The 10,719-nt window shown below is 69.9% G+C and carries 10 protein-coding genes; 8 read left to right on the top strand and 2 right to left on the bottom strand.

The genetic code is table 11. The features are described 5' to 3' along the window. The coding region (locus ABDW35_RS23005; RefSeq protein ID WP_343716213.1) for an aminotransferase class I/II-fold pyridoxal phosphate-dependent enzyme at positions 1–614 on the bottom strand (614 nt) is incomplete at its 3' end. An 853-nt stretch (positions 615–1,467) separates the two neighbouring features. Between ABDW35_RS23005 and ABDW35_RS23000 the strand changes: the two genes are divergently transcribed. From ABDW35_RS23000 to ABDW35_RS22990, 3 genes are all read left to right on the top strand, one after another. Beyond that, positions 1,468–3,138, top strand: a complete 1,671-nt coding sequence (locus tag ABDW35_RS23000; protein WP_343716212.1) for a hypothetical protein — start codon at positions 1,468–1,470, stop codon at positions 3,136–3,138. A 14-nt stretch (positions 3,139–3,152) separates the two neighbouring features. Beyond that, the gene (locus ABDW35_RS22995; RefSeq protein ID WP_343716211.1) at positions 3,153–3,536 is read left to right on the top strand and encodes a hypothetical protein; all 384 of its coding nucleotides are present in this window, start codon (positions 3,153–3,155) and stop codon (positions 3,534–3,536) included. Positions 3,537–4,622: 1,086 nt separating this feature from the next. Continuing rightward, a complete protein-coding gene (locus ABDW35_RS22990; RefSeq protein WP_343716210.1) occupies positions 4,623–5,384 on the top strand; it encodes a hypothetical protein in 762 nt (253 codons plus the stop codon). Positions 5,385–5,550: 166 nt separating this feature from the next. Here ABDW35_RS22990 and ABDW35_RS22985 read toward each other — a convergent pair whose 3' ends face one another. Beyond that, positions 5,551–6,492 (bottom strand): ribose-phosphate pyrophosphokinase, encoded by a 942-nt coding sequence (locus tag ABDW35_RS22985; RefSeq protein ID WP_343716209.1) that lies wholly within the window; start codon positions 6,490–6,492, stop codon positions 5,551–5,553. Positions 6,493–6,737: 245 nt separating this feature from the next. Here ABDW35_RS22985 and tsaA point away from each other — a divergent pair, with 245 nt between their 5' ends. The 5 genes from tsaA to ABDW35_RS22960 form a co-directional block, all read left to right on the top strand. Further along, positions 6,738–7,235: a tRNA (N6-threonylcarbamoyladenosine(37)-N6)-methyltransferase TrmO gene (gene tsaA / locus ABDW35_RS22980; protein WP_343716208.1), complete on the top strand. Its 498-nt coding sequence runs from the start codon at positions 6,738–6,740 to the stop codon at positions 7,233–7,235. A gap of 1 nt (position 7,236) precedes the next feature. Beyond that, the gene (locus ABDW35_RS22975; protein WP_343716207.1) at positions 7,237–8,277 is read left to right on the top strand and encodes an iron ABC transporter substrate-binding protein; all 1,041 of its coding nucleotides are present in this window, start codon (positions 7,237–7,239) and stop codon (positions 8,275–8,277) included. Continuing rightward, entirely contained in the window at positions 8,237–9,292 is a 1,056-nt protein-coding gene (locus ABDW35_RS22970; RefSeq protein WP_343716206.1) for an iron ABC transporter permease, read from the top strand. The genes ABDW35_RS22975 and ABDW35_RS22970 overlap by 41 nt, the downstream gene beginning before the upstream one ends. A 244-nt stretch (positions 9,293–9,536) precedes the next feature. Then, positions 9,537–10,313 carry an ABC transporter ATP-binding protein gene (locus tag ABDW35_RS22965; protein WP_343716205.1) on the top strand — a complete coding sequence of 259 codons (777 nt, stop codon included), beginning with the start codon at positions 9,537–9,539 and terminating at the stop codon, positions 10,311–10,313. Between the two features lie 67 nt (positions 10,314–10,380). Next, positions 10,381–10,719: ATP-binding cassette domain-containing protein (locus ABDW35_RS22960; RefSeq protein ID WP_343716204.1), on the top strand; the 339-nt coding region annotated here is incomplete at its 3' end.

Here is a 10,719-nt window from a genome sequence, read left to right as displayed (position 1 = left end):
GACAGGCGCAAAAGGCTGGACAGGGCGCGGACGCCGGACCAGGTCAGCTCCTCCACCAGGATCGGGTCGCCGGGGTCGCTGAACGCCATCAGCGCCGCGGTGATGGCGTGCTCGGCGCCGCTGGTCACCAGCACGCGCTCGGGCCCGACCTCGATGCCGCGGCGGCGGATCCACTGCGCCCCGGCGGCGCGGTGCTCCCACTTCCCGGTATGGGCCTGGTAGTTGATCAGCTCGCCGAGCATGTTCGAGCCGGCAACGCGGCGCATGGCCTCGGCATATTCCGGGGCGATGACATGGGTCGGCGGCCGGTTGACGCCGAGCTCGATGGTCTGCGGCCCGCCGACCGCCGGCATATCGAGCGTGGCCTGGGACCGGGCGCCGGCCTTGACGAAGCTGCCGCGCCCGACCTCGCCGGCCACCAGGCCGCGGCGCTCGGCCTCGGCATAGGCGCGGCTGACGGTGCCGACGGTGACGCCGAGGCGCCAGGCCAGGTCGCGATGGGTCGGCAGCCGCTCCCCGACCTTCAGCCGGCCGGCATAGACGTCCTCGGCGATGGCGTCAGCGATGCGGAGATATTTCGGCCCCGCGCGGTCGACCAGCGACGGCATCCACATGGCGGCCTCCTGTTGTGTCCCGATTGTCTCGATCCGCATCACAGCATGAGCGGGACAATCGGGACAAGGACGGGCGGAATGCAGCAACGGCAGGGCAGGATTGTCTGGATGCGGCGGGTCTGGCGAGTCGAGCCCATCGCTGGCGACGGCATCACCCCGCCGGTCCGGCTGCCGTCGCCAGCCGCCCGGACCGGCATCGCCCTCCCCGACCCCGGAACCGGCCCTCGGAGTCGCAGCCGACCGTCGTGCCGACAGCCGCGCTTCGGTCCGTTCCGGTTGCAAACGTAAGACCTTTTGCAATCATCCGGAACCACAGCTCGAAAGAAAAGAAATGCAAAGCGCCTGCACTTCCATCGCCACAACGTTCCATGGCACTCGATTTGGCTCTAATTTTAGAAAGAACAGGGACAGAATTTATGATTTCACCATGCCGGAACTAGCACCGGTTCCTTAAGATGTCGAATGACGTTTCGGCCGGTCTTCCATGTCTTCGCAGCTTCCCCTTTTGCCGTTTGCTTGAGGGCCCGCTTGGCTAGGCTATGAAGTCTTAGAAGGTCGTCCGTACAACCATCATCCAACAGGGCTTGGCTTTCCGTCGCGAGGGGGGACGCGCGCTCTCCCGTCGTGCTCGACCGCACTCCAGCCGGGGCCCCCGCGCGGGGCACGCTCGCGCAACCATGCCCTGCCGGAAGATACCGGGGCCTTTCGCCCCGGCTGAAGTCTGCCTCGCGGCATTGCCGCCGCCCCGATCCTTTTCCGCACCGGCATTCCGCAGACCCGGATCGGCGCCCCGACGGATCGCCCCGAGGACGGGCCTTTCAACGTCGAAGTCGACATCGAGGAGGAGCGAGACATGTCCTTACGCATTGTCGCGGCTTCATTCGCTCTCTGCCTGGCGGCCGTCGCCCCGGGCCTGGCGGCGCCGCCGGGCGCGGCTGCTGATGCCGCCGGCGCGGCGCAGGCATCCCTGGCGCAGGCGGCGCCGCGGGCCGAGCCGGACCGGGTGGTGAACGACCCCACCATCTACAACACCGGGCCGGACGGGCAGGTGAACCTGGCCCAGGTGAACGAGACCACCTCGCTGAAGCACCACAGCATGGCGGTCGACGGCAAGCTGCTGCGCTTCACCGCCGGCGCCGGCCACCTGGTGGTCAACGGCGCCGACGGCAAGCCGGAGGCCGCCTTCTTCTACACCGCCTACACGCTGGACGGCGCGCCGAAGAACACGCGGCCGGTGACCTTCCTGTGGAATGGCGGCCCCGGCTCGGCCTCGATCTGGCTGCATATGGGGTCCTGGGCGCCGAAGCGGCTGAAGTCGGACGCGCCGACCATCATCAACCCGGCGCAGCAGCCCGACAGCTTCCCGCTGGTCGACAACGAGATCACGCTGCTGAAGCAGTCCGACCTGGTGTTCGTCGACCCGCCGGGCACCGGCTATTCCGCCGCCATCGCTCCGCACAAGAACCGCGACTGGTGGGGCGTGGATGCCGACGGCGTGGTGGTGGCGGACTTCATCACCCGCTACATCAACCAGTACAACCGCCAGAGCTCGCCGAAATACCTGTACGGCGAATCCTATGGCGGCATCCGCACGCCGATCGTGGCCAAGCTGCTGGAGCGGCAGGGCACCAGCCGCTACGCGCCGGACCCGACCGGCAAGCCGCCCGTCGTCCTGACCGGCGTGATCCTGAACTCGCCGATCCTCGACTACGCCTCGAACTGCGAGATGGAGGAGGCCGTCTCCTGCGGCGGCTACCTGCCCAGCTACGCGATGATGGCGAACTTCTTCAACAAGTCGCCGGCCCGCGGGTCGCAGACGATCCCGCAGTATCTCGAGAGCCTGCGCCAGTTCACCTCGGTCCGCTACGTGCCGGTGGAGGCGATGACCGCGGGGGCGCGCAAGAAGTTCCTCGACACGCAGAAGGGCTGGGTCCTGCTGAACGACCTGGTGGCCCGCGCGGCGCTGGACACGCTGACCTGGTACAAATCCTTCAAGCAGCTGCCGGGCGATTACCGGAACGAGCTGATGCCGGGCTACGAGCTGGGCCGCTATGACGGCCGGATGAAGGTGCCGGCCGGCAATTCCTATGCGCCCGACGACTACATCAACCTGGCCTTCCTGAACCAGTTCAAGCAGCTGATGCCGTATTACGTGAACTACCGCAGCGCCTCGACCTACGAGCCGCTGGGCAACGCCATCTACTACTGGAACTGGAACCACAACGGCACGACCGACCCGAACAGCCTGGGCGACATCCAGATCGCCCTGACCTACGACCCGGGGCTGAAATGGCTGGTGATGCACGGCTATGAGGACAACGCCACGCCGGGCTACCAGACCGAGCTCGACCTGATCGGCGTCGACCTCTACGACCGCATCCCGGTCAAGTGGTTCGAGGGCGGCCACATGACCTACAACACCGAGGCCTCGCGCCCGGCGCTGGAGGCGGTGATCAGCGACTTCTACGCCGCGCCGCCCTTCGGCTCCGACGCCCAGGTCGCGCAGCAGGCCAACGCCGACTAGCCAAGGAGGGGATCATGAGGATCAAGCATTGGGTGGCCCCGCTGGCCCTGGTGGCGGCGGGGATGGCGCTGGCCCAGCCGTCCTGGGGCTATGACGACGTGCGCAAGCCGGTGAAGCCGGCCGGCGCGCTGGCCCTGCGGACGGCGCCGGCGCCGAAGCCGAGCCCGGCGACGATGGCGCAGGGCGTGCAGGACGAGCTGGCGGCGCAGTTCCAGCGCGCGGCCGGGTCGCGCTCGTCGCTGACGGCGCAGGAGGCCCGGAAGGCCGGCTGGGGCTTCGTGGCCGACCATTTCGGCCAGATCGACACCTCCGGCAAGGGCTATGTCACCCTGGCCGAGATCGGAAGCTTCATGGCGGCGCGCTCGCCGCAGAGGCTGAGGGAGGGGGCGCCGCAGTAGAATGGTGGGGGGCGGCTCGGCTGAGCCGGGCCGCTCTTTCGGGACGAGACCGCTCCGTTGGCCGAGGTCGGCGGAGCGGACGTCTGTCGAGGAGCCAGCTTGGTCCCTCTTTGCCGCCAGGCCGCCTTGAGCGTCTGTTTGGAAAGCTGCGATGAGCCGGCATCCCCGTATTGCGCACACATGTGCCGGCACGCGATGGATGACGATCCGCCCACTTCGGAAGGATAGATCGCCGGAGAATGTCCCGCTTGGGTGAGGAGCGGTCACTGCGCGGGGCTCCCGGGAGCGGACATGGCTGCACTCGACCCAAAGGCGACAGATCCGGCCAGCTACCGGGATGCCTATCTTTGGCCCGGAGCCGGATCCTGGAAGATCAATATTTCGCCCGTGAGTGGATCCAGCACGGACCGTACGTCTGACAGAATAAAGAAATGGACGGGATGTTCTTTATGAGAAGGACGGATATTCGCAGTCACATGCTCCCACAAATCCCCAGCGTCCCGTCCCCATGCCACGTCATAAACCACTATTTCTTCGCCACCAGCCATCCTGACAATACTGGGCACACCCTCGCGCTGTTGTAGCAGCTTTCGAATAGCCGCTCCCAATCCCTCAGTGACGGGCCCCCAGCCCTGCGGCTCGATGTCAGGACCAGACACGATCGACTCCATTCACTACGCTCGAAAAGGTAGATGATCACACATTCGATCGGGAGAAGACTGGAATTTCCCGACTGGTAAAGCTGCAGCATATCATTTGTCCGCTTTCCGCCCTTCGCGGACGGTCGGGCCGAATGACGGCGCCCACAAGCGGCCCTCGCCCTCTGTGCCGAAGGAGGACCTGACCCGATTCGGACCAAGGCGGCCATGTCCGGTATCAGGCACCATTGGATCACCGGCTATGTCCGCTTCAGAGAAGCCAAGAGGGCCGGCGATTGTCCGCTTCGAGCCGATTGCGGTCGGAGCCGGGGTGTCATTCCGGCCCCCGCAGTCAGGTGACCCGGGGCTCGGTCACCCCGCATCGACATGTTTCAAGGTCACACAATGTTCATTGCGCAGCCGGCTCATTTCGTTCATGATATGTTCTATGAACAAGGCGTGCTCCGTCCCAACCCGGCAGCCGACCGCCCCGGGCCTCGACCCGGCCGAGGCGGCGCGCGCCGGCCGCATGCTCGACCGGCTGGCCGAGATGGCGATGGAGCAGGCGGAGGCGACGCACAAGGCCCTGCTGGCCGCCGTCGCCGCCGGCGAGGCGACGCAGGCCAAGGAGTTCGGCCTGGCCTTCGACCGCGCCTCCCGCGGCGTCCGCCGCAGCCTGGCGCTGCAGGTCCTGCTCGCCCGCAAGCGGCAGGAGATCGCGGCCAAGGCCGCCGCCGAGGCCCGGGGCCAGGCCACGGAGATGGAGAAGCGCCGCCAGCGGGTGGCCCGCGCCGTCAGCTGCTCGGTCGCCGCCGATCGCGACCTCGATGCCGACACCTGCGAGGCGCAGATCGCCGCGATGTGGCGCCGGCTGGTCGACGACCCGGAGATCGATGCCGGCCTCGCCGGGCAGCCGCTGGAGGCGATCGTCTTCCAGCTCTGCCGCGACATGCGCATCCGCCCCGACCCCGCCTGGCTGAACCCGGACTATTCCGGCGCCGACTGGTTCGGGCGCCGCCGCAAGGCCGCCGGGGACGGGGAGCCGGACGGCAAGCCTCCCACGCCCTGGTGGCCCGAGGACGGGCCGGATGCCGGCCGCTACTGGCATCTCGACCAGAGCGACAAGGTCCCGGACCAGGGCTGGTACGACATCGAGACCGGCGAACGGCTCGACAGCGCCCCCTGGCTGCTGAAGCCCGGCGGCGGGTGACAGACCGATGTTTGGCGCGACCGCGTGGGTCGGGTTCGCCGGGGCGAAGCCGACCGTCGCGCCGCTGCACCCTGGGTTCGCGTGCCGCGAACCCAACCTACGAAACCATCACCAGCCTGCCTTCCGCTCTCTCTCTCTCTCTCTCTCCCGCAGGGGAGGGCCGGCGTTAGGCGTGGAACAGCTCGCTGACGGATTCTCCCGCATGGATCCGACGGATCGCCTCGGCCAGGGCGGGGGCGACGGAGAGGACCACCAGCTTGGGGTGGCGTCCGGCGCCCTCCACCGGGATGGTGTTGGTGCAGACGATCTCCAGCACGTCGTCCTGGGCGCCGAGCCGCTCCAGCGCGCCGCCGGAGAACAGGCCGTGCGTGCACGCGACGCGGATCGACCGCGCGCCGTGGCGGCGGAGATGGCCCAGCAGCTCCAGCACCGTGCTGCCCTTGGCGATCTCGTCGTCGATGACGATGACGTCCTTGCCGCGCACCTCGCCGATGATGGTGCTGATCTCGACGCGGTCGTTCTCGTAGCGCTGCTTGGCGCCCATGGCGACGCCGGCGCCCAGCAGCCGCGCGAAGGCGGAGGCCTCCTTGGCATAGCCGAGGTCCGGCGACACGACGACGGCGTTGGCGAGGTCGTGCCGGCGGAAATGGCCGGCAAGCTCGCCGAGGGCGTGGAGATGGTCCACCGGCACGCTGAAGAAGCCGTGGACCTGGGGCGAATGCAGGGCCAGCGTCAGGACCCGGTCGGCCCCCGCCGCGACCAGCAGGTCCGCCACCAGCCGGCCGCCGATCGAGATCCGCGGCGCGTCCTTCTTGTCCGACCGGGCATAGGCGTAGTGCGGCATCACCACGGTGATCCGCGAGGCCGAGGCGCCGCGGGCCGCGTTGATCATCAGCAGCAGCTCGACCAGATGCTCCTGCACCGGAGGATTGAGGGGCTGGACCAGGAAGACGTCGCGTTCGCGGCAATTCGCCTGCAGCTGGACCTGAAGGCAGTCATTGGCGAAGCGCTGGACCCGGGAGGGCAGCAGCGGCACGCCCAACCTCATGCAGATCTCCGCCGCCAGGCCGGGATGCGCGCTTCCGGAAAAGACAGCTAGGTCCGTCATCGGTCCCCCTGGTTGCCCGGGCCTTCGGAACGGCGCCAAGCTAGGGGCGGCGGATGGCCTTGTCCATGAACGGGCCTTGCCCCCGGGCGCGCATCGGGGATGCCGCAATCGCGCGGGCGGAGAGGGTTTCATGACGGTATCTACCGCATTTGGCCGGCCTCGTGGCCCCGCCGCGGCATCAAGCCTCTCGCCCGCCGCCGTATATCGCTCTATATAGCGAAGCGGCACGGGAGCTGGAGATCCGCATGGTGCGCGAGGACGAGATCCGGGCGGCCGAACGCGCCGTCGAATGGCCGGAGGCCGCCGATGCCGGCCTGGTCTTCATCGGCCGCATCCACACCCCCTGGACCAGCCGCATGGACTGCCCGCGCCAGGGCCGCCAGGACGGCCCGACCTGCCGGATCGAGGTGTTCGCGCCCTGGGACCAGGCGCTGGACGGCGTCGCCGAGTTCGAAAGGCTCGAGATCCTGTACTGGCTGCACCGGTCGCGCCGCGACCTGGTGCGGCAGAGCCCGAAGAATGACGGCACCACCCGCGGCACCTTCTCGCTGCGGTCGCCGGTGCGGCCGAACCCGATCGGCACCGCGATGGTCACGCTGGTCGGCATCGAGGGATCGATCCTGCTGGTGCGCGGGCTGGACTGCCTGGACGGCACGCCGCTGATCGACATCAAGCCCGACCGCTGCGCCTTCACGCCGCTCGCCCCGCCGACGCCCGGCGATGCCGACGTGGGAGATCCCTGACATGCTTCGCCGCCGCGGCGCCCTGGCCGCCCTGATCGCCGCCCTGGCCCTGGCGGTCGCGCCGGCGGCCCGGGCCCGCACCGTCACCGATTCCGCCGGCCGGCAGGTCGAGATCCCGGACCATGTGCAGCGGGTCTTCGCCGCCGGCCCGCCGGCCTCGATCCTCGTCACCATGCTGGCGCCGCAGACCATGACCGGCTGGGTGCGGGCGCCGCGGGCGGAGGACAAGCCGTTCCTGCTGCCCGCCGTGCGCGACCTGCCGGAGACCGGCCGCCTGACCGGCAAGGGCGACACGGTCAACCTCGAACAGCTGCTGGCCGCCAAGCCCGATCTGATCGTCGATTTCGGCACCATCAGCGACACCTACAAATCGCTGGCTGACCGGGTGCAGCAGCAGACCGGCATCCCGTATCTGCTGATCGACGGCAGCTTCCCCAACACCCCGGCGGCGCTGCGCCTGCTGGCCGGCATCCTCGGCGTGCCGGAGCGGGGCGAGGCGCTGGCCAAGGCGGCGGAGGCGATCTTCGCCCAGGTCGACGCCGTGCTGGCCAAGGTGCCGGCCGGCCGGCGCCCGAAGGTCTATCTCGCCCGCGGGGCGGAGGGGCTGGAGAGCGGCTCGCGCGGGTCGATCACCACCGAGATCCTGGAGCGGGTCGGCGCCGTCAACGTGGTCGAGGGCCTGCGCGACAAGGGCGGCCTCGTCACCGTCTCGCGCGAGCAGGTGATCGCCTGGGCGCCGGACACCATCGTCGCGCTCGACCGCCGCTTTGCCGAAGGCGTCGCCGCGAATCCGGACTGGCAACCGGTACCGGCGGTGAAGGCCGACCGTGTCTTCCTGTCGCCGGGCCTGCCCTTCGGCTTCGTCGACGTCCCGCCCTCGGCCAACCGGCTGATCGGCCTGACTTGGCTGCTGCACACGCTGTATCCGGAGCAGGCGCCGGGCGACCTGCGCGACCAAGTCCGCGGCTTCTACCACCTGTTCTACCAGGTCGACCTCACCGATGCCGACCTGGACCGCCTGCTCGACGGCGCCGGGGGCTAAGACCGGCGCGGTGCGGACGGTAACGGTCCTTCTCGTCCTGACGGTCCTGCTGATCGCGACGGTGCTGGTCGCCGCCGGCATCGGCCCGTACCGCGTTCCGCCGCAGGAGGTGCTGGCCGCGCTCTGGCGCCGCGTCTTCGGCGGAGTGATCGATCCGACGGCGGAGACGGTGCTGTTCCGCATCCGCCTGCCGCGGGTGCTGGCGGCGATGCTGGTCGGCGCCGCGCTCTCCGCCGCCGGCGCCGCCTATCAGAGCCTGTTCCGCAACCCGCTGGTGTCGCCGGACATCCTCGGCGTCTCCACCGGCGCCGGCTTCGGCGCGGTGCTGGGCATCCTGCTGGGGCTGCCGGTGGCGGCGATCCAGCTGCTCGGCTTCGGCGGCGGGCTGGTCACCGTGGCCGCGGTCGGCGCCCTGGCCCGGGCGCTGCGGGGCGGCGGCGACGTGCTGGTGCTGGTCCTGGCCGGGATCGTGGTCGGCGCGCTGGCCGGGGCCGCGATCTCCCTGGTCAAGGTGCTGGCCGACCCCTATGACCAGCTGCCGGCCATCACCTTCTGGCTGCTCGGCAGCCTGGCCGGGGTGAAGGTCGACGACGTGGCGGCGGTGCTGCCGGCGGTGCTGGTCGGCCTCGTGCCCCTGATCCTGCTGCGCTGGCGCATCGGCGTGCTGTCGCTGGGCGACGACGAGGCGCGGGCGCTGGGCGTCGACGTGCCGCGGCTGCGCCTGCTGGTGATCGGCGCGGCCACGCTGGTCACGTCCGCGGTGGTCGCGATCTCCGGCGTCATCGGCTGGGTCGGGCTGATGGTGCCGCATATGGCCCGGCTGCTGGTGGGGCCGCGCTTCGACCGGCTGCTGCCGGCGGCGATCCTGCTGGGTGCAGCCTTCATGCTGGCGATCGACACGCTGGCGCGTTCCGCCGCCGAGATCGAGATCCCGCTCGGTGTCCTGACTGCCGCGATCGGCGGCCCGATCTTCGTCTGGCTGCTGGCGCATGGCAGGCGGAGGCGGCTGCCGTGAGCCGGCGAGACACGCCATTTCAGGCCCAGCCCTTTTTAGTCCCCCCTCCCCTTGCGGGAGGGGGGCAGGGGGAGGGGTCTGCGCGCGTCCGCGCGCGAATGGTAAGGAAGCCGATTTCGCCATCCGCATCGGCCTGCCGCAGTCCGGGCCGGTTATTGCGTCGAGAACCCCCTCCCCCTACCCCCCTCCCGCGAGGGGAGGGGGGACTCGTTGGGTCTCAGTCTGATGTGGACGGGGACCGGCCATGACCGCGCTCTCCGCCGAAGGCCTCACCATCGGTTATGGCGGTACGGCCGTCGCCGCCGGCATCGACCTGGCGCTGGAGGCGGGTACGGTCACCTGCCTGCTCGGGCCGAACGGGGTCGGCAAGACCACGCTGTTCAAGACGCTGCTGGGCCTGATCCCGCCGCTGGCCGGCACCGTCCGGGTCGGCGGCGAGGCGCTGGAGCGGCTGCGGCCGGCGGCCGTCGCCCGGCGCGTCGCCTATGTACCGCAGGCCTATCCCGGCGATTTCGCCTACAGCGTGCTCGACCTCGTGGTGATGGGGCGGACCGCGGCGCTCGGCGCCTTTGCAACTCCCGGCAAGGCCGATCTCGACATCGCCATGCGGGCGCTCGACACGCTGGGCATCGCGGCTTTGGCGTCGCGGGATTCGACCCGGATCTCCGGCGGCCAACGGCAGCTGGCGCTGATCGCCCGCGCTTTGGCGCAGCAGGCCGGGGTGGTGGTGATGGACGAGCCGACGGCCAGCCTCGACCTCGGCAACCGCCTCAGGGTGCTGGACCGGATCCGCGCCCTGGCCGCCGACGGGCTGGCGGTGCTGGTCTCGACCCATGAGCCGGAACACGCCTTCGCCGTCGCCGACCGGGTGGCGGTGCTGGAGCCGGGCGGCGGCTTCGAGACTGGGCCGGTCGACGCGGTGCTGACGCCGGAGCGGCTGACCCGGCTGTACGGCGTAGCCCTCACCGTCGAGCGCACGCCCGGCGGACGGCGGGTGGTCAGCCCGGTCGGGCAGGCATGACCAATCCGGGGCTGGTCAAGCCCGGCCATAGTTGCGACAAGGGCGGCCTCTCTCGGATCCTCGGCACATGACCCTCCTGCTCGGCCTCCGCAACGCCGCCGTCACCTTCGGCGGCACGCCCCTCTGGACCGGCGTCGACCTGGCGCTTTCGGCCGGCGACAAGGCCTGCCTGGTCGGCCGCAACGGCAGCGGCAAGTCGACCATCCTGAAGGCGCTGGCCGGGGCGATCGACCTGGACGGCGGCGAGCGCTTCGTCCAGCCCGGCGTCCGCATCGCCTATCTGGCGCAGGAGCCGGACCTGTCGGCCCACGCCACCGTGGCCGACTACGTCGCCTCCGCCCTGCCGGCCGACCGCGCCCACGACCATTGGCGGGTCGAGCAGGTGCTGGCGGCGGTGAAGCTGGAC

Origin of the sequence: Inquilinus sp., assembly GCF_039594555.1 — a bacterium.
In the GTDB taxonomy this organism is placed as follows: Bacteria; Pseudomonadota; Alphaproteobacteria; order DSM-16000; family Inquilinaceae; genus Inquilinus.
This window is presented reverse-complemented; position numbering and strand designations above follow the sequence as displayed.